Below are 19,700 nucleotides of genomic sequence, written 5' to 3' on the forward strand. Positions count from 1 at the left end.
ATGGAATCTCCTTTGGGGAAAGGGAAAAAAGATCCCCTGCCCTCCGTGTGTGGGCAGGGGATCGGATGAGGGAGAGAGCGGACGGGAAAGTGAGCGATCAGCTCTTCACGCGCTTCTCATGGCCCTGGGCCCGGTCGGACATGTCCTTCCAGAAGGCAGCCGACTGGGCTGCCTCCGACTGTTCCTTGGCCCAGGAATCCTGGTTAGCCGCTGCGGACTGGCCGATAGTCTTCCGAAGCTGGTCTGCGGATTCCTCCGAAAGCCTGGCGATCTTCCGCCAGTTGTCCGCCTGTGCTTCGGCCCTCTGCTGCTCGGCCAGCCATGCTCTCCGTGAAGCCTCAGCATGGTCGGCCACGTCCCGCCAGGCCCGTTCGGCCTCGGCCCGTGCCTTGGCAGCGTCAACGGCGCCCTTCAGGGCCTGTTCCGCGGCTGTGGCCCGCGTGATCAGAACGGACAGTGTGCGGTGCCGGGCCACCTCGGCCTCCGTGGCCCGCATGCGGTAACCCTCCAGGTCCAACGACGCGCCGGCAGCCCAGCCGTAGCCGTAGAACTCCTCGATGTCCGCGTCGGAGGTCCCCGGCCGCAGTGCCCATTGCGCCGCGACCCGCACCTGCTCACCCGGATCGCGCTCGGCGAGCTCGCGCACGTAGTCCCGTTCGCTGTCGGCCACTTCGCGCTGGTGCTGCTTCTCGGTCTCCCTGGCCGTGCGATCGCGCTTCTGCGCTTCGGCGTAACCGCTCCTGGCGAACGCCGCTTGGTCGGCCGCACTGCCGTTGAAAGCGCGCTCGGCCGCGTCATGTGTTGCGGGGTAGAGCGACGCGATATGGGTGCGCATCACCCGTTCACAGAACGACTTGTTCCGGGCCCGGGTGTCCAGAGCCCGTTGCCTGGCGGCATCGAATCCGCCCCCGGGGGCCAGCCATTCGCTGATGGCCGCATCGCCCCGGCTGCTGCGCAAGGCGTTCCATGCCGATACCCGGATCTCGGCGGGCAGATATGACTTGGCTATCTTGAGTACGCGGTTCCGGGCGTCCTCGGCCGCTGTGGCGGCGATAACCTCGTCCTGGTCGGTCGGCTGGTCCGAGGGAGCAGCAGCCACGCTCGAGGCTCCGGCCCAGGCAGGGGTCGCACCCGTACCAGTTCCTGCGACCATAAGCCCTAAAGTCAATACCGGTACGGACCATGCTTGGCGGCTCAAGACGCGAACCCGACGAGCGGCTTGATCTGCCACAGCTGGGCCTTGCTCTGGTTGCAGGCCCACTGCCACAGCGGCATACTCTGGGAAATATTGCTGTTCGGCACGTCAAGGCAGCGGTTCTGGGCGTGTGTCGGACGTATCTGGTAGAGATTGCGGTTGGGGATCACAAGATCGACTTGCCAGCGCATCTGCTTACCACCATTGCAATCCCAAACCTGGACAGCGGCTCCCTCTTTGCTGCCACTGTTCTCTACCTCAAGGCATTTATCGCCATTCCATGAGCGGAACTCGACAGCGGAGTTGGCGGTGGGGTTCACTCGCCAGAGGGTGCCTTCGCTGTCGGTGTCGCAGTAATCCAGGTGTGCTCGTTCTCCGTTTCTCGTCTTGGGGCCAGTGGTGACAGCCACACACTGGTTGCTGCTCCCCGCCTGGATCTGGACGACCCCTGCCAGATCTGCACGGGCGGGGGCTGCAGCTCCCCGTGCGTGTGCGGTGGTTGTGCCAGCGGCCAGTGCGGCGAGGCCGGCGCTGAGGGCCAGTGCGGCTCGGGCGATGCGTGCCATGGTGAAATCCATTTCTGTCGACAGCGGACGGTCAGGAAGCAGGCAGCAGACGCCAGCGCTGGTCAGTCGCTCCAATGCAACTGAGGAGCATGGACTTCGCGCCGTCGTCGTAACTGTGATTGGGGATGGTGAGGCAGAACGCGGTGTCACTGACTGGACGCAGCTCGTAGAGCCCCTCTTCCACCTCGACCAACATCACCTTCCATCGTTGGTTGTCGTTGTCGAAACACCACTGCTGCGCGGCGTTCCCCTTGTACTCGCCACCGATAGTGAGACATTTACCGCTGTGCTTGGCCCGTACCTGAAGGGCGCCTGAACCAGCAGGCCTCAGCTCGAAAAGCTGGTTGTCCAGGTTGCGGTCGCAAGACGACTGAACCGCATATGCGTTGTCGCCGATGCGACCGCCGTCGATGGTGAGGCACTTGTAGCTGTGTTCTGCCTGGAGTCTCACGTACGACGGTGCATCTGCGTGTGCAGTGGCGGTGCCGCCGCACAATGCGGCAAGACCGGCACCGATGGCCGCTACGGTTCGGACGGTCCGGGACATCATGGGATCCGTTCTGTTCACGGGAATAACCGATGGGAAGGTCAGGGGGCCAGCGGGGGAGCGATCTTCCATGAAGCCGTTTGGCCTGTGGTCCGGGCGTCGTAGTACTGGGACGCGAAGAGTTCTCCCGACAAGTGCCGCAGCCAGCGTTCCTCCGACCTCTCTCCCCATACGAAGGACGTCGTCCCGGACCCGGTCAGACCCTTGCGTGCACACCAGGTCGCCCGGTTACGGAAGTCTGCGGTGCGGTCGTCGCCGGCCATCTTCACCCGGAGGTCCTTCTCCGCCATCAGGTACGAACCCGGCTTCCGCACGGACTCGAAGGAGAAACATCCAGGCCGGCCCACGAGGGAGGGCACGATGACCCAGGTGGCATCCTCACGATCGGGCCGGGGGCTCTGGCTGTCGACCGGCGTGACAAACGCCTTCCCGCCATCAGCGCCCGACTGCCGCGCGTACCAGCCGGACGCCTTGGGGTCGGTCATCTGAAGGGACTGACGCTTCAACCGGCGCTGAGTGCCCTCCTCGAGGAAGTTCGCGACATCTTTAGGGCTGCCGGCCAGCACCTTCCGGGCCGCGGCCACCAGCTGCGGATGTACCCCGCCCCTCTCGGCCGCGCCCTGGATCTGCCGTACGAGCTGACGGTTGGCCTCATTCAACTTTTCCAGGCGTGCCGCGTCGTCCCTCTTGTACGCTTCCTCAGCTCCAATGAGGATGAACGTCTTCCACCCCGCCGGGTCGGAGCTCGTGACCGCTCGTTGAGCAGCGGTGTAGAGCTGGGAGTTGTGCAGGTCGCCGGGGGCGAGTCTCAGGAGTTCACGGATAAAGTTGTCGTCGCCCAAGGCAAGCATCGGCTCGGTCGCTTCGACTCCGAAGAGTGCTGCCGTTTTGGTCCGGGCACCCCGTTCCCTAAGGCGCGCGGCTTCCGCACGATCCTTCTCCTCCGACTCCTTGAGCTTGTTCGCCAGATCGCGCTGGTGAGCCTCGCGGGCACCATTGACGATGAACTCCCGCCGGACAGACGCGTCCCCGGCCAGCGCCCGCCTGGCCGCGGCTCTCACCTCGGGGCCGGCGGCGCGCTCCGCGATGGCAAGGATGAAGTTGTCATCGCTCAGCTCCAGAAGCTCCGGACTGCTCGGTATGCCGACAGCAAGCAGCGCCTGGGACTTGGCGAACTGGGCTGCGCGCTCGGCCTCGGCCCGGTCCTGCTCCCGCTTCGCATCAAGCTTGTCCGCGTCAAATATGCCCGTGATGATGAACCGCACATGATCCTCGGCGGAATCGCTGGCCATGGCTTCCTCGGCCGCCGTACGCACCGCGGTCCGCTTCTCGCCTGCGCCATTGGCCTTCTGCCACAGCGCGCGGATGAAGCTGTAATCGCTGAGCAGAAGTACGTCCGGAGTCGGATCGAGCCCAACCAGCCCTGCGGCAGCGATGCGTTGGGGCTCGGTCGTTCCGATACTGTCCGCCGCGGCGGCCGCGTTCAACGGTTCGGCAACGGCAGCACCGGGCGTGAAGCCTCCGGCGACGGCTGCTGCCGCGAAAGTAACCACCAGGCTACTTTTGACGACGCCGTGCAGGCGCGCGAAACCGACACGTCTCGTGCTCAACTGTTATTCCCTCCAGCGGTGCATGGGACTTGGCGGCGTCACGATCCGACGTCCCATGGTGTGCTCTTCGCTGGGGTCCGCTCAGGGCGTGTGGACATGACGGAGCCTCAGCTCAGGCTGCTGACAGTCCCCCCAGGCGTGCGGCGTCCGGCGCGCACGGCTCGATGACTGTATGTACTTGGCAAGTTACTTGTAAAGAGAGTGTGTGGAGTTGCTATGGGGTTTGTGTGTGACGAATGGGGTGGATGGGGGTTAAGTGGTCGTTCGGGTCTGAGTGGAGAGGGGGTCAGCGCGTGAATGGGACCGTGGGGAGGCCTGGCTGTTGCCTCCGGGTAACAGCCAGGTCAGCTGTTTACCAACTCCCTTGACTGGGAGTCACCTATGGTCCTGTAACAGCCAATCGGTCCAGTATCTGTGGAGGGCCTGGGCCCGGCCGCTCGATGTCTGGATCAGTTGCAGGTGGTGGAGTGGGTGATGGACTGCCGGCGCACGCACTGCTGGCTGGCGACCTCGCCCCACGGGTCCAGAAGTACGTACCGGGCGTCCGTGGCGGTGATCCGGAGCCGGAGGCTGCAGACCTCGCAAGGGCAAGGCTGGGCGAGGTAGAGGCCGTGGGCGTTGGTGAGGCTGCCGTGGTAGCGGACGAGGTCGCCGGGCTCGATGAGGTCGAGGGTTCGGAAGAGGGTGTCTTCGCCCATGACGTTCTTGCTCCTTGAGGCAGGTGGGGCGGTGGCCACGCTGGGTCCGGCGGCCGGATTCTGGCCGCCGGGTGGGATGTGGGTCAGGGGCAGTGGGCGGTGGCGGCCTGCATGATGGGCAGGTGGTGGCTGCCGTTCTCCGGATCCCAGTCGGTGAAGTCTGCACATGGCCGATGGTCGGGAGCGCGACGGCGACGGTGATCTCGTAGGCGGAGTAGTTGATGCCGTCGCTCAGCGTGCGCTCGACCGGTAGCGGCTTCGTCAGCCGGTGAGCCCCAGCGCGCTGCGTCGCCGAAGCAGTCGGCCGTCACGCCGCCCACGGATCTCGGCCTGTCGCCGGCCGTGGACGCGCTCTCCGAGGATCAAGTCCGGCTGCTGTGCGGCCAGGTTGAAGCGCAGCATCCGGACTGGGGCCGCGAGATTCGCCGGGAGCTACGCGGAACGGATCCTCGGTGGATGCGGTACGCGATCGTCGAGGCCGCTGTCCAGGGCCGATCCGCTGAGCGGGCTCATGGAAGTCCGGTGCGGTATCGCACCCCCGTAAGGGAGCGCGGGGCTGTTTCGGTGTGCGGCTCCGCCGCGTGGGCGTGACCGGCCCGCAGCCGACCGGCCGCGCATCCGGCGGAGCGCCCGGCGGCGTTCACTCGCACCCCCGTCGCGAGTGGGCGCCGCCGCCTCGGCCCGCGGAGGGCCGACGACAGCAGCGTGCCGTGGGGCCGTCCGTCCGGTCGAGGGGTTTTCCGTCGCCCATGGCGGAGGGAAACCGGGAAACCCCCTCCTACCAGGGCCGTATGACGCCCTTGAACGCGTGTGCGCCAGGTGGAACAGTGGCCCGCACACCGGGAGGAGTGGCCTGATGGTCGGCGGGCGGACTTCAGCCGGGCGCGGGGAACCGGCGGCCGAACCCGAGGACGCCGGACGGGAGTTGCGGCGGCTGCGGCGGGAGCGGGGCATGTCGCTGGCGGCCCTGGCCCGGACGGCCTTCTACAGCAAGGGGCACCTCAGCAAGGTCGAGAACGGCGAGAAACCACTGACCCCCGCCCTCGCCCGGGCCTGCGACCGGGCGCTGGACACCGGTGGACTGCTGGAGAAGGCGCTCGCCGCCCCCGACGGCCGGGGCGGCCCGGCCGACGAGACGTGCCCCTACCGGGGGTTGGCGTCCTACGGCCCGGACGACGCCCGCTGGTTCTTCGGACGTGCCCGTGCCACCGCCGCCCTCGTCGGCCGGACGGTCGAGAGCCGGGGGACCGGGCCGCTGCTGGTCGTCGCCCCCTCGGGGGCCGGGAAGTCCTCCCTGCTGAGAGCGGGGCTCCTGCCGGCCCTCGTCCGCGGGGCCCTCCCCATCGAAGGGGCCGGTCCGGTCGTGCTGCTGACGCCGGGCGAGGACCCCGTCGCCCACCTGCTCTCCCGGCTCGCCGGGGCCACGGCCGTGCCGCGCGACGTCCTCGCGCAGGCCCTCGGGCGCTCCGCCGCCGACTTCGCCGACGCGGCCGGCCGGCCGGTCCTGGTGGTGGACCAGTTCGAGGAGACCTTCACCCTCTGCCGGGACACGCGTGAACGCCGCGTTTTCGTCCGGGCGCTGCATGCTCTGGCCACGCGCGGCGCATCGGTCGTCCTGGGCGTCCGGGCCGACTTCTACGGCCAGTGCCTCGCCCACCCCGAGCTGGTCGCCGCGCTCCGGGACGGCCATCTCCCGCTCGGGCCGATGAACCTCGCGCAGCTGCGGGAGGCCATCACCGGCCCCGCCCGGGAAGCGGGCCTCACCATCGAGCCGGGGCTGGTGGAGATCCTCCTCCGCGACGCCGCGATGACCACCGACACCACCGGCGCTGCCGGGGACACCGCGACGCCGCTGCGTCCGGGGATCCTGCCCCTGCTCTCGCACGCCCTCCTGGCCACCTGGCAGCACCGCGAGAACGGCGCCCTGACCGTGGCCGGTTACCAGCTCACCGGCGGTATCTCCGGCGCGGTGGCCGCCACCGCGGAACGCGCGTACACCGGCCTGTCGCCCCAGCGGCAGTCCGCGGCACGGCAGTTGCTGCTCCACCTCGTCCAGGTCAACGAGACCGGCGAGACGGGCCGCCGCATGGAACGTCACAGGCTGCTGGAGCGCGCCGGCGACCCGGGCACCGCCGTGGCGGTCCTCGACGCGTTCGCCGACGCACGGTTGGTGACGCTGGACGCCGACCATGTCGAGCTCGCCCACGAGGCGCTGCTGCGCGCCTGGCCCCGGCTGCGCGAGTGGATCGACGAGGACCGCGCCGGACTGCGCACCCGCCAGGCGCTCTTGGAGGCCGCCGAGGCCTGGGCCCGCGAGGACCGCGACCCGGGCCTGCTCTACCGGGGCACGCGCCTGGCCGTCGCCCGCGAATGGGCCGCGGACCCCGTACGCCGGGCGGCTCTCGGCCAGTTGGCCCGGGAATTCCTCGACGGGGCGGCGGCGCAGGAGGCGGCGGAGCGGCAACGGGAGCAGCGACGGACCCGGCGGCTGCGCTGGCTGGTCGCGAGCCTCGTGGTGCTGTTGGCCCTGTCACTGGTCACCGGCGGGCTCGCCCTCCGGCAGAACAGGGCCTCGGAGAAGCAGCGACGTCTGGTCGCGTCACGGGAGTTCGCCCTCCAGGCGGAGTCGATGGTCGAACGTGACCCGCAGCGTGCGGTGGAGCAGGCGGTGGAGGCATACCGCGCGTACCCGACCGTACAGGCCCGCAGCGCGCTCCTCACCGCCGACGGCGAACTGCGGCACCGCATCCCGGACATGCGGGCCTTCGAGAGCTCCGACTTCGACGACGGCGGCCGGCTTCCGGCCCTGCTGGCCGCGGACCGGGATCTGCTGGACCGCTACGACAGAGGGGACGGGGCCGTCTCCGCCGACGGACGGAGCGTGGCCGTACGGAGGATCGCCACCGTGGAGGTCCGGGACACGGCCACCCGGCGCACCGTGGCGACCCTGTCCCGGGTCGCCTCCGTCGGGCCCATGGCGCTGTCGCCCGACGGCCGGACCCTCGTGACCGTGGACGGGCGGCTCGCCCATGTGTGGGACGTGAACGCGCGGCGCGAGATCACGACCGTCCAGGGGCCCCACGGCTCGAACGCGGCACTGTTCTCGCCCAACGGCCGCACCCTCGCCGTGGCGGGTCACGGCCACGGCGTCGCGCTCTGGGACGTGGCCCGCCGCCGGGAGCTGGCCACCCTGGAGGACAGCGCCTCCTCCTCGTGGGCGGCCATGGCGTTCTCCCCCGACGGCCGCACGCTGGCCATCAGCGACTTCTTCACCCCCTCGATCAGGGTCTGGGACACCGTCGCGCGCCGCGCGACGGACATCCGCCCGGGGGACTCCCCGCGCGGCTACACCCGGCTCGCGTTCTCGCCCGACGGCGGGACGCTGGCCGGCGCCCGGGCGGACGGCGCCGTCGGAGCCTGGGACGTGCGCACCCGGCGCAAGGCGCTCACCCTGATCGGCGGCCCGGCCAGACGGCGCGTCCCGCAGCCGGTCCTGGCCCTGGCATTCACCCGGCACGATGGTCTCGCGGCCGTCTACGCCTCCGGCGAATGGCGGTTGTGGGACCTGGACGCGCGGGGACTGGAGGCCTCGTACTGCGATCTGCCGCTCGGCCCCTACCCGACCTTCCCCTGCGACTAGGCGGCCGACGGCCGGGGCCCGGTACGGGACGTCACTGTGCCGTCACTGCGTCGTCCCGCACTTGCGGCACCGGTTCGCCCCGCTCCACAGCACCCACTCGTGGTCGCACTCGTCGTTCACGTCCACCCTCCGATCTTCCTGGAATGTCCGGTTCCTTGCGCCGCGCATACCCGGCCCCCTCCACGGACTCCCGCGGATGCCCCGGGGGTTGATCCGTTTCCGCCCGGCGTACGGCTCGTTGCTCCGAACAGCGCACGAGCCGGTGGGCGAACAGGAGGAAAGGCCAAGGTGTTTCAAGTACCGATCGAGGAAACGGAGATCGCGCCGGGGCGCGTCTTCGTGTGGAACCTCGTCTCCACGAGGACGAACCGCCCGGCGGGGCCGGTCCCGCCACCGCGCGAGGCCACCACGTACAACCAGGTGCGGCACTTCACCGTCGCCCGGGACGCCCGGGACACGGACGACGCGTTCTCCTCCTACGTGGCGGGGACGTTCGAGATCCCCGGGCAGGTGGACCTGCGCGCCCTGGAGTCCGCGCTCCTGCACGTCGTACGCCGCCACGAGGTGCTGCGCTGCACCTTCGGGGAGCTCGCCGGCGACGTCTCCTGCGGGCCCCTGGACCCGGACGCGGTCGGGCTCAGCATCGCCGAGGTGGGGCACATCGAAAGCCCGGCGCGCATCCGGTCGTACCTGCACGAGTTCTTCCGGGGGATCGACACGCTGTCCTGGCCGCTGATCGGCATGGGCGCCGTGGTCAGGGACGACTCCACGACGGTGTTCTTCTCCTGCGACCACCTCGTCTCCGACGGCCTGTCGACGCCGATCGCCGTGCACGACATCGCCACCGTCTACGCGGCGCTGGCCCGCGGGCGGCGGCCCGACCTGCCCGAGGTGGGCAGTTACCTCGGCTACAGCCGCGAACAGCGGCGGCGTTACCGGGAGATGGACGCCGACGACGGCCGACTCGACCACTGGAAGGGGTTCATGGAGCGCAACGGCGACTTCTTCCCGCCGTTCCCGCTGGACCTCGGGCTCGAACCGGGCCGTCTGTACCCCACGGTCAACGAGCTGGACCCGCTGCTGTCCGCGGACGGGACCGAGGCGCTGGAGGCCCGCTGCCGCAAGGCGGAGGGCAGGCTGTTCATGGGGCTGCTGGCCGCCGTGGGGGTCTCGTTGCGGAAGGAGGGCGGGCCCGACGTCTACCGCGGGCTGATGCCCGTCAACGAACGCGGCCGCGGCGCCTACGCGCACACCATGGGCTGGTTCATCAACACCCTGCCCGTCGAGTTCCCCGTCGGCGAGGGCCGGGGGCTCGACGAGACGATGGCCGGCGTCTCGGCCGGGCTCGACGAGATGTGGCGCCACGTCGACGTGCCGTTCGTCAAGGCGTGGAGCCTGCTGGCGCCGGAGCACTTCTCCCTGCGCACCTGGCCGTTCGCGGTGAACTTCTTCTCCTACCTGGACTTCCGGAAGGTGCCGGGAGCGCGGCACCACTCCGCCTGGCGGGCGCGCAAGCACATCTGGTCGTCGCGGACCAACGGCATCTGCTTCTGGTTCCACCGCAACGACACCGGGCTGTACATGAACTCGATCTACGCGGACACCGCCGAGGCCCGCCGTACCAAGGCCGCGCTCGGCCGCACCCTGGTGCGGACGATGGAGAACATGGCGCACCACGGGACGTTCTGATGTGACGTCCGGCGTGCTACTGCAACGGACCGAGCCGCGTCAAGCGATATGGGAGAAACCGGGGAAGTGAAGGGTGAACTCGGCCTCCCCGCCCGTCACTTCTGTTTCCATGACCGCCGGGCCCCGGAGATCGTCCCACCCCCTGGGGGCCCGGAGAGGTCAGGTAGACCATGTCGGCACACCACCCCCCGTCCCGCCGCCGGGTGCTCGGCGCCCTCGCCCTCGGGGCGGCCGCGCTCGCCGGGGAGACCGTCGTCGGACCCGCTCCCCGCGCGGACGCCGCGGATGCCGCGCACGTCGCGGACCCTGCGGACCGGGTCCGCGACGGCGCGTACGTCCCCGCCCTCGTCATCGGCACCGGCTACGGCGCCGCCGTGACGGCGCTGCGCCTCGCGGAGGCCGGGGTCCGCACGCTGATGCTGGAGACGGGACAGCTGTGGACGCGCCCGGGGCCGGACGGCAAGGTCTTCTGCGGGATGCTCACCCCCGACCGGCGGTCCACCTGGTTCCGCCGGCGCACCGCGGCGCCCATGGCGTCGTTCCTCTGGCTCGACGTGGTCAACCGGCCCGTCGAGCCGTACGCGGGGATCCTGGACCGCGTCGACTTCGGCCCGATGGCCGTGTACGCGGGCCGGGGCGTCGGCGGCGGCTCGCTGGTCAACGGCGGGATGGCGGTGACGCCCCGGCGCTCCTACTTCCGCGAGATGCTGCCGCGGGTGGACGCGGAGGAGATGTACCGGCGGTACTTCCCCCGGGCCCGGGCCGGGCTCCGGGTCAACGGCGTCGACCGCGGCTGGTTCGAGGGGACCGAGTGGTACCGCTACTCCCGCGTCGCGCGCGAGGAGGCGGGGCGGGCCGGGCACGGGACCGTCTTCCTCGACAACATCTACGACTTCCGGCACATGCGCCGCGAGGCGGCCGGGAAGGCCCCGAAGTCCGCGCTGGCCGGCGAGCTGATCTACGGCAACAACCACGGCCGGATGTCCCTGGACAAGACCTATCTCGCCGCCGCGCTCGGCACCGGCCGCGTCACGATCGCCGCGCTGCACAAGGCCGTCGCGATCCGTCCGCACGCGGGCGGCTATGTGGTGACCGTCGAACGGTCGGACGCGTCCGGCCGGCCGCTCGGCACCAAGGAGATCGCCTGCCGCCACCTGTTCCTCGGCGGCGGCAGCCTCGGCACCACCGAACTGCTGCTGCGGGCGCGGGAGACGGGCACCCTGCCCCGGCTCGGCCGGGAGATCGGCCGGGGCTGGGGACCCAACGGCAATGTGATGACCGCCCGCGCCAACCGGCCCGTGCATCCCACGGGCTGCCACCAGTCGACCGTCCCCGTCCTCGGCATCGACGCCTGGGACGATCCGCGGCACCCCGTCTTCGCGGAGATCACCCCCGTGCCGGCGGGCATCGAGACCTGGATCAGCCTCTATCTGGCGATCACCCGCAACCCCGAGCGCGGCACGTTCACCTACGACCGGGGCACGGGCCGGATGGGGCTGCGCTGGGACCGCGGGCAGAGCGCGCCCGGAGTCCGCTCGGCGCGGGCGTTCTTCGACCGGATGAACCGGGCCAACGGCACCGACTACCGCTACGACCTCTTCGGCCCCGAACCCCGGGCGTTCGCCGACGACTTCACCTACCATCCGCTCGGCGGCTGCGTCCTCGGCCGGGCCACCGACGACTACGGCAGGGTGAAGGGGTACCGCGGGCTGTACGTCACCGACGGCGCGCTGATCCCGGGATCGCTGGGCGTCAACCCCTTCGTGACCATCACGGCCCTCGCCGAGCGCAACGTCGAACGCGTCCTGCGGCAGGACGTCCTGACCGGACGGACGTGATGCCCGCCGCATCGCGCGGGGCGCGCGTGTGAGGCGGTGCTTCCCGGGGCACGGCTGATCACGCCGTCACCGGACATGGTGACCCCATCGGGAAGGAAACACCGCTCGTGAACGACAACCGAGGCACCGACGACAACGGCCTGTGGATACGCCGGTTCCAGCCGCGCCCGGACGCCGGCGTCCGGCTGGTCTGCCTGCCGCACGCGGGCGGCTCGGCCAGCTTCTTCTTCCCCATGGCCAAGGCGATGCCCGAAGGCGTCGACGTCCTGAGCGTCCAGTACCCCGGGCGCCAGGACCGCCGCAGCGAGCCGCTCATCGACAACATCCCCGACCTCGCCGACCAGGTGTACGCCGCCCTGCTGCCCTGGACCGACCGGCCGCTCGCCTTCTTCGGCCACAGCATGGGCGCCACACTCGCCTTCGAGGTGGCCCGGCGGCTGGAGCGGGAGAAGGACATCGTCCTGACCGCCCTCTTCGCCTCCGCCCGCCGGGCCCCGTCCGTGGTGCGCGCCGAGAACGTCCACGAGCGGGACGACGACGGCATCGTCCGCGAGATGCAGCGGCTGAGCGGCACGGACGCGCAGCTGCTCGGGGACGAGGAGATCCTGCGGATGATCCTTCCGGCCATCCGCGCCGACTACCGGGCGGCGGAGACGTACCGCTACGAGCCGGGGCCGGCGCTGCGATGCCCGGTCGTGGGGCTGGCGGGGGACGCGGATCCCAAGGTGGGGGTGGACGACGTCGCCGCGTGGGGGCGGCATACGGAGGGGTCCTTCGACCTCGGGGTGTATGCCGGGGGGCACTTCTATCTGACGCAGCATCAGGGGGCGGTGGTGGGGGAGGTTGCGCGGCGTTTGTGCTGACGCGGGGGTTTGCCCCTGGCCCGCCCTTTCACCGTTTCTTCCGGGGCTCCGCCCCGGACCCCGTTTGTCGCGGCTCCGCCGCTCGTCCTCAAGCGCCGGACGGGCTGAATTCAGCCCGTCCGGCGCTTGAGGACAGCGCCCGCAGGGCGCTTCAGGGGGTCCGGGGCGGAGCCCCGGAAGAAACGGTGAAAGGGCGGGCCAGGGGCAAAAACCACCCCTACGAAACGCGCACGCTCCCCGGCGCCCCGTCCATCCCCAGCACAACCGCCACAACACGCCCCTTCGCATCCTTCGCCACCGCCGGCGTGAACCGGTGCGGCACACCCCCCGCCTGCCACGGCCCCGGCCGCCCGGAGCCCTTCGAGACGCGGACCCGCCCCGCGTCGTCCCGCGCGGCGAGGGCGACGGTCCGGCCGTCCTGGGCCAGGGCCACCCGCCCGTACCCGCCGATCGGCGCGCACTCGGACGTCACCCGCCACTTCCCGTTGTCCGGACGGTCCGCGACGATCACCCGGGCCGTGCCGGGCTGGCGCATGGCGAGCCGGACGCCCCCGCCGGAGAGCGGGGCGAGCGACAGCGGGCCGCTCGCGGTGGGCAGCCGGGTCGCGCCGGCCGGCTGGGGCGGTTCGCCCTCGGACTCGGAGACCCAGTGGTGGACGGTCTTCGTGTCGGCGGCGACGACGTGGAGGCGGCCCTTGTCGTCCAGGACGGCGTCCATCCCGTCCAGCACGCTCACCGGCTCGTCCTCGACGGACAGCCGCTCCCAGTCGGTCCAGTCCCGGCCGCCCTCGCCGGTGCGGAACAGCAGGTTGCCCGCCCAGTCGCGGACGAGGACGTACACCTTGCCGTCCTTGTCGGCGACGGCCAGCGGGTGGCCGACCTCCATCGACCGCTCCGGGTCGGCCTCGGGGGAGCCGAGGGACTCCCAGCCGCCGAAGGCGGGCGTGCCGCCGCGGGGCGTCCGGCCGGTCTGCCGGGCGGTGACGACGTCCCGGCGGTGCTCCTTGCCGCGCGCCGGCAGCTGGGTGCGCACGGAGAACAGCTGGAGCGTGCCGTCGGGGTGCCGCAGGACCTGCACCTGGCCCTCCAGCATCGAGCCGCCGACACTCGCCGGACGGGACCAGGTGCCGCTGCCCGGCCGGGTCTCCGTCCAGCAGTGCACCGCGCCGTCGAGGAGGCCGAAGGCCGCGAGCCGCCCGTCGGGCAGCGGCTGTACCCAGCGCTGGGTGCCCGGCGCCCGGTGCCGGCAGTTGTTCGACCAGCGGACGTCCTTGGAGCGCTTGCCGACCTTGCGGTCGCCGCAGCCCGCCGCGTCGCCGCAGTCCTTGCCGTCGGCCCAGCCGTAGGTGTCGAGGATCTTCACCTTGTGCCGGGTCGTGGCGGCGTCGAGGTTCGAGGGGAGGAGGGAGACCTCGTAGCCGACGAAGCTCTCGACCGCCGTGGGGCGGGCGTGCCCGCGGCCCCAGTACTCGGCGAGCGCGGCCTGGGCGAAGTAGGCGGAGGTGGTGTGGTCTTGGTGGTCGTAATGGGATATACCGGTCAATTCGGGCGGGGAGCCCGGGAACTGCTGCTGGACCGCCCGGTGCGTGGGGCTGGGGTCCAGCGTGCGCACGACCGTGGGCCGGTAGCGGTCGAAGACGGCCACGAGGGAGTCGATGACCTGCTGCCGGGTGTACAGGAAGCCGCGCTTGACCGGGCTGTGCGCCGGGACGAGCGTCGGCAGCTTCGGCGTGGCGCCCAGCCACAGCCCGCGCAGGCTCTCCCTGCGCGGGACGCGGATGAAGCGCGCCTCCACCAGCTCCATGAAGATCAGTTGGACCTGCGGCGCCGCCTTCAGCGTCTGCAGCTCGACCTGGAGGCCGGGCAGCAGGCTCAGCGTCTCCACCTTCCACGGGCTCAGCCAGTCGCCGGTCGCCATCTGGGCCGTCGCCTCGCGCAGGCCGTTGATGCGCGCCCGGACGAACTCCGGCCGCCGCTCGGGAAGTTTGGGGTAACCGGGCGTGTTGGCGAGCGCGTTGCGGCCGTCCGACTCGCCTCCGGTCAGACATACCGTGATCGTCGGGGCGCCGCTGCGGATCGACTGTTCCAGCTCCGGGTTCATGAAGTACAGGGAGTCGTCCGGGTGCGCGATGACGTGGACGAACGACTGGTTCGTGACCGCCTTCGCCGGCTGTGCCGGGAACTCCTGCGCGTGCCCCCCGTGGGCCTCCCCGGGTGCCAGCCACTGCCAGGCGCCGACCGTGCCGGTCCCCGCGACCAGGCCCGCGCACGCGACCTGGAGCACCCGACGGCGTGGAAGCTGTGATATTCGCCCCGGCACAGGGGTCTCCCATCTCCCGCGCCCGAAGCGCGGTAGATCAAACACGGACATGGTGGACAAAACCGATTCAACCCCCCTTAGTTGACCGTAAGATCTTACGACTCGTGGCGCGCGGTTTTCCGTCTGTCATGTAACAGCCGTGCCTCGGCGAGCCGTAGATTGCGATGCGGTCGGGCAACGCGAGGGCCAACGGTGCTTGTGGGACGCGTGCGAGGCCGTGAGGTCACTGTGGAGCGCTGTCGTTGAGAATCCTCTGAAAGAGGTAGTGGTCCCGCCAGGCACCGTCGATGTGCAGATAGCGCGGAGCGGTCCCGATCCGCTCGAACCCGCACTTCTCCAGCACGCGCTGGGAGGGCGTGTTGGACGTCACCGTCCCCGCCTCGATCCGGTGCAGCCCCAGCCGCTCCCCGGCCAGTTGGCACACCGCCTCCACCGCGGCGGTGGCCAGGCCCCGGCCGGTGCGCGCGGCGGCCACCCAGTAGCCGAGCTGGGCGCTGTGGAAGGCGCCCCGCACCATGTTGTTGAGGTTGACGATGCCGGCGATGCCCTCGCCTCCGGCGTCCAGCACCCAGGGCATCATCCGCCCCGCGTCCCGTAGTTCGAGCAGTTCCGCCAGCCGGGCCGCCTGTCCCTCCGGAGTGCGGAAGGCGTCGCGTCCCCGGGGCTCCCAGGGACGCAGGTGGTCGCGGTTGGCCTCGTACGCCGCGGCCAGGGCGGCCGCGTCCGCGAGGGCCGCGGGGCGCAGGGCGACGCCGGGGGCGACGGTGCGGGGTTCGATGATCATCCCCGTAGCCTAGGGCGGCCGGCGGACCGCGGCGAACAGGCGTCCGCCCGGCCCACCCCCTACCCCGGTATGACCCGCGGTTTGGCCCCGTGGTGGGACGTCCCACCGGCCACCGCGTTCCTACGTTCCTCCCCGTCACCGCAGCAGGCGGTCACCGCACAGGACGAGGGAGAGACCAACCATGCGCCGCTTCAAGCGCACGCTGGCCGCCGCCGCGCTCATCACCACCGTGGTCACGGGGACGGCGGGATGGGCCACCGCCCACCAGCAGACCGCCGTCACCGGCCCGCCCGCCGGCACCGCGGCCTGGCGCGCGGACCACTCCCTGCACCGGGCCCTGCCCGACCCCGCCACCGCCGCCCCGGCGGAGGTCGCCCGCTTCTTCGCCGCCCTCCCCGAGGACGCCCGGCAGCGGCTGGCGGCGCGTCACCCGCTGGTCGTCGGGAACCTGGACGGCGTGCCGCCGGCCCTGCGGTACGAGGCCAACCGGCGCGCGCTGACCGTCGAACGCACCGCGCAGCGGGCCCGGGCCGCCGACGCGTCGCTGCCCCGGTACGAGCGCGAGGAGGCCCGCGACCTCGCCGGCCGCTACGACGAGCTGCTGGCGCCCGGCCGGCAGATCCTCGCCTTCGACCCGCGCGGCCGCGGGCAGCTCGCCGAGGTGTACGGGGACCTCGCCGCCGCCCGGCGCACCGCCGTCGTCGTCCCCGGCTCCGACACCGACCTCTCCTCCTTCGACCGCGACCGGGACCCGTACGGCACCCCGGCCGGCATGGCGAAGTCGCTGCGGGCCGAGATGCGCCGCCAGGACCCCCGAACCCCCACCGCCGTCATCGCGTGGGCGGGCTACACCACCCCCGTCGGCGTCGGCCTCGACGCGGCCACCGGCCGGCTGGCCGAGGCCGGCGCCCCCCGCCTCGGACGCTTCCTCGACGGACTGGCCGCCTCCGGCACCGCCGCGCCCGCCGTCCTCTGCCACAGCTACGGCTCGGTCGTCTGCGGGCTGGCCGCCCATGAACTCCGCGCCCGCGACCTCGTCGTGCTCGGCAGCCCCGGCGTGCACGCCGACTCGGCGGAGGAACTGGACACCCGGGCCCGGGTCTGGGCGGTCCGCCGCAACGACGCGGACTGGATAGGCAACGTCCCGAACGTGGAGCTCTTCGGCCTCGGCCACGGCACGGACCCCACCTCGGCGGAGTTCGGCGCCCGCCCCGTGCCCTCGGACGGCGCCCACGGCCACACCGGATACTTCGCCCCCGGCACCGCCTCGCTGCGCAACCTCGCGCGCATCGCGCTCGGGGCGTACGCGGCGGTGCGGTGATCCGGGGCGCCCGGGACCTGCGGGCGGCGTGGGCGGGGACGGAGGGCGAGCCCCGCGCGCTACGGTCGAGGATCGGCGGCCTGCTCAACGAGCCGCTCGCGCGGTGGAGTTCACCGGCCCGGTGCAGCGGGGCGACGGCCTCCCCGCCACGGCGTCCGCGCAGGCACGACAGCGCGTACGCGGCCACGGCCGCCGCCCAGGCCGCCCCGGCCGAGGCCGCGTCGGGCCACTGCCATGTGTCCGGGCGCGGGACGAGGGCCTACCGCCCCCCGACCCGTCGCAGCTTGAGGACGTGGTCCGTCCGGAGGCCGGACCGCCCGTCCGGACCGGACACCTCGCGTCGTACGGACTCGCGCACCACCACCCGCCAGTCCGGCGACGCCGTCGCCCCCACCGCGTCCAGCACGTCCTCCGGCGTCGGGAAGCGCATCGCCGGGTTCACGTCCACCCACGGCGGCAGCCCCGCGTGCCCCACCACCAGCAGCACACCCCGGGGTGCCACCGCCTCCGCCGCCGCCCGCAGGATGCGTTCCGTGGGCAACTCCACCGGGGAGTGCAGGAATTGGGTGGAGACGAGGTCGTACGTCCCGCCGGGGAAGGAGCGGGTCAGGTCCTCCTGGCGCCAGTCGACGCGGTCGGCGACGCCGGAGGCCGTCGCATGGGCGGCGGCGCGGCCGAGGGCGGTGGGGGAGACGTCGACGGCGGTGACCCGCCACCCCCGTCCCGCGAGCCACACCGCGTCGGCGCCCTCGCCGCAGCCGAGGTCCAGGGCCGTGCCCGCGGGGAGCGCGGACGTCTCGCGGACGAGGAGCGGATTGGGCTCGCCGCTCCAGACGCGCCCGTCGCGCCGGTAGAAGTCCTCCCAGAAGGCGCGGGTCACGGGGCAGTGGCGTTCGTGGTTCATGGGGCCGTCCTCGGGCGGTGCGTGTGCCGATGGTGAGGGGCATGCTGGGGCCGTTCCGGATCACCGGGCAAAAACCATTGCCGCTACGGCAAGCCGGGGCCAAGGCGCCGCGGAGTGTGGCTATAACGAACGCTTCTGGCAACCATCTTGACGGGCTCTTGGACTTATGGGACGTACGCGAGCATCGTGGTCGCCATGGAGAGAAGCACACAGACACTCACCGGCCTGACGGGACCGGTGCTCCGCCCCGGGGACCCGGGCTTCGAGGAGGAACTCGCCGGCTATCAGGCCGCCTACGCCCACCGCCCGTCCGTGGTCGTCGGCGCGGCCGACGCCGAGGATGTGCGCCGGGCCGTGGCGTACGCGGCCGCCGAGGGACTTCCCGTGGGCGTTCAACTCACCGGGCACGGGCTGTCGGTGGCCGCCGACGGCGGAGTGCTCGTCAGCACCCGGCGGATGGCGGGCGTGCACGTGGACCCCGAGGCGCGTACCGCCCGGGTCGCCGCCGGTGCGCGCTGGGGGGACGTGATCGACGCGGCCGGAGCGTACGGCCTGGCACCGCTGAGCGGTTCGACGCCCACCATCGGCGTGGTCGGCTACACCCTCGGCGGCGGCCTCGGCCTGCTCGCCCGGCAGTACGGCTACGCCGCCGACCATGTGCGCTCGCTGGAGGTCGTCACCGCCGACGGCCGGCTGCGCGAAGTCGGCCCGGGCGACGAGCTGTACGGGGCCCTGCTGGGCGGCGGCGGCAATTTCGGCGTCGTGACGTCACTGGTGCTGGACCTCTTCCCGGTGGCCACCCTCTACGGCGGGCAGCTCGTCTTCGACACCCCGCTCGTCGAGGAGGCCCTGGAGGTCTGGCGCCGCTGGACCACCGGTGTGCCCGAGGAGATGACCTCCTCCGTCACCCTGATCCCCTTCCCGGACATCCCGCAGCTGCCCGAGTTCCTCCGCGGCCGCTACGTCGCCTCCTTCCGCATCGCCTTCAACGGCCCCGCCGAGGAGGGCGAGCGCCTGGTCGCGCCGCTGCGCGCGATCGGCCCGCGGCTGGACGACAGCCTGCGTGTGCTGCCGTACACCGAGTCCGGCACCATCCACAACGACCCCGACGAGCCCAACGCCTACGCCGGCACCAGCGCGTTCCTCGACGAGCTGCCGCCGGAGGCCCTGAAGGCCCTGCTGGGGGCCGTCGGCCCGGACTCCCCGGTGCCGGCCTTCACCGACATCCGCCACCTGGGCGGGGCCCTGCGCCGGGGCGCCCGGGGGACCGCCGTGGACCACCGCGGGGCGGAGTTCCTCGTGGCCGCCGTCTCCGGCTTCTTCCCCGGCGTCGGCCCGGACGAGGTCCGCGCCCGGCACGGCCTGCTGCGCGAGGCCCTCGCGCCCTGGACGGTCGGACACTCCCTCAACTTCCTCTACGGCGACGGCGAACACGCCGACGAGGTCCAGGTCAGGGCCGGGTACGAGGCCGGGACCTATGAGCGCCTCGCCGCCCTGAAGGCAACTTACGATCCGTCAAACCTCTTCCGCCTCAACCGAAACGTACGCCCGGCCTAGCCGCCGCCCCGGTCCGCCGCGGCCACCCCCTGCCGCGGCGCCACGGCACCTGGTAACTTCTGCGCAGTTGATCATCCGCGCGACGAACAGACGTCCGGGATTCAACGGATCACCCCGCACAGTTCATCATTTGCCAAAGGATGCGCCTTGCTCCGCGACCGGCTCAGC

Annotated in this window: 14 protein-coding genes; 6 read left to right on the forward strand and 8 right to left on the reverse strand. The window is 71.6% G+C overall.

The features are described from left to right. Positions 1–97 precede the first annotated feature (97 nt). From AB8735_RS32675 to AB8735_RS32695, 5 genes are all read right to left on the reverse strand, one after another. The gene (locus tag AB8735_RS32675; RefSeq protein WP_372411268.1) at positions 98–1,099 is read right to left on the reverse strand and encodes a hypothetical protein; all 1,002 of its coding nucleotides are present in this window, start codon (positions 1,097–1,099) and stop codon (positions 98–100) included. Positions 1,100–1,194: 95 nt separating this feature from the next. Next, positions 1,195–1,761 (reverse strand): RICIN domain-containing protein, encoded by a 567-nt coding sequence (locus AB8735_RS32680; RefSeq protein ID WP_372411269.1) that lies wholly within the window; start codon positions 1,759–1,761, stop codon positions 1,195–1,197. 31 nt (positions 1,762–1,792) lie between these two features. Beyond that, a complete protein-coding gene (locus AB8735_RS32685) occupies positions 1,793–2,311 on the reverse strand; it encodes an RICIN domain-containing protein (RefSeq protein WP_372411270.1) in 519 nt (172 codons plus the stop codon). A gap of 38 nt (positions 2,312–2,349) precedes the next feature. Continuing rightward, a complete protein-coding gene (locus tag AB8735_RS32690; protein WP_372411271.1) occupies positions 2,350–3,918 on the reverse strand; it encodes an AbfB domain-containing protein in 1,569 nt (522 codons plus the stop codon). A 449-nt stretch (positions 3,919–4,367) separates the two neighbouring features. Beyond that, on the reverse strand, positions 4,368–4,616 hold the full coding sequence (locus AB8735_RS32695; protein ID WP_372411272.1) for a hypothetical protein: 249 nt from the start codon (positions 4,614–4,616) through the stop codon (positions 4,368–4,370). 856 nt (positions 4,617–5,472) lie between these two features. Here AB8735_RS32695 and AB8735_RS32700 point away from each other — a divergent pair. The 4 genes from AB8735_RS32700 (at position 5,473) to AB8735_RS32715 (ending at position 12,646) form a co-directional block, all read left to right on the forward strand. Then, positions 5,473–8,256: a helix-turn-helix domain-containing protein gene (locus AB8735_RS32700; RefSeq protein WP_372411273.1), complete on the forward strand. Its 2,784-nt coding sequence runs from the start codon at positions 5,473–5,475 to the stop codon at positions 8,254–8,256. Positions 8,257–8,544: 288 nt separating this feature from the next. Further along, on the forward strand, positions 8,545–9,945 hold the full coding sequence (locus AB8735_RS32705) for a condensation domain-containing protein (protein WP_344027941.1): 1,401 nt from the start codon (positions 8,545–8,547) through the stop codon (positions 9,943–9,945). A 170-nt stretch (positions 9,946–10,115) separates the two neighbouring features. Next, positions 10,116–11,783, forward strand: a complete 1,668-nt coding sequence (locus AB8735_RS32710) for a GMC oxidoreductase (protein ID WP_372411274.1) — start codon at positions 10,116–10,118, stop codon at positions 11,781–11,783. A 107-nt stretch (positions 11,784–11,890) separates the two neighbouring features. Next, complete coding sequence (locus tag AB8735_RS32715) at positions 11,891–12,646, forward strand: alpha/beta fold hydrolase (RefSeq protein WP_344027935.1); 756 nt, start codon at positions 11,891–11,893, stop codon at positions 12,644–12,646. Between the two features lie 217 nt (positions 12,647–12,863). Here AB8735_RS32715 and AB8735_RS32720 read toward each other — a convergent pair whose 3' ends face one another. After that, the gene (locus AB8735_RS32720; protein ID WP_372411275.1) at positions 12,864–14,930 is read right to left on the reverse strand and encodes a PIG-L family deacetylase; all 2,067 of its coding nucleotides are present in this window, start codon (positions 14,928–14,930) and stop codon (positions 12,864–12,866) included. 259 nt (positions 14,931–15,189) lie between these two features. Further along, positions 15,190–15,750, reverse strand: a complete 561-nt coding sequence (locus AB8735_RS32725; protein WP_344027930.1) for a GNAT family protein — start codon at positions 15,748–15,750, stop codon at positions 15,190–15,192. A 181-nt stretch (positions 15,751–15,931) separates the two neighbouring features. On the opposite strand from AB8735_RS32725, the gene AB8735_RS32730 reads away from it, so the two are divergent. Next, positions 15,932–17,071, forward strand: coding sequence for an alpha/beta hydrolase (locus tag AB8735_RS32730; RefSeq protein ID WP_372411276.1), 1,140 nt, complete (start codon positions 15,932–15,934; stop codon positions 17,069–17,071). 259 nt (positions 17,072–17,330) lie between these two features. On the opposite strand, the gene AB8735_RS32735 is transcribed toward AB8735_RS32730, so the two are convergent. Beyond that, positions 17,331–17,975 carry a class I SAM-dependent methyltransferase gene (locus AB8735_RS32735; protein ID WP_372411277.1) on the reverse strand — a complete coding sequence of 215 codons (645 nt, stop codon included), beginning with the start codon at positions 17,973–17,975 and terminating at the stop codon, positions 17,331–17,333. Between the two features lie 195 nt (positions 17,976–18,170). Here AB8735_RS32735 and AB8735_RS32740 point away from each other — a divergent pair, with 195 nt between their 5' ends. Continuing rightward, positions 18,171–19,532, forward strand: a complete 1,362-nt coding sequence (locus AB8735_RS32740) for an FAD-binding oxidoreductase (protein WP_372411278.1) — start codon at positions 18,171–18,173, stop codon at positions 19,530–19,532. The last annotated feature ends 168 nt before the right edge of the window (positions 19,533–19,700 follow it).

Source organism: Streptomyces luteireticuli (genome assembly GCF_041519305.1).
GTDB lineage: Bacteria > Actinomycetota > Actinomycetes > Streptomycetales > Streptomycetaceae > Streptomyces > Streptomyces luteireticuli.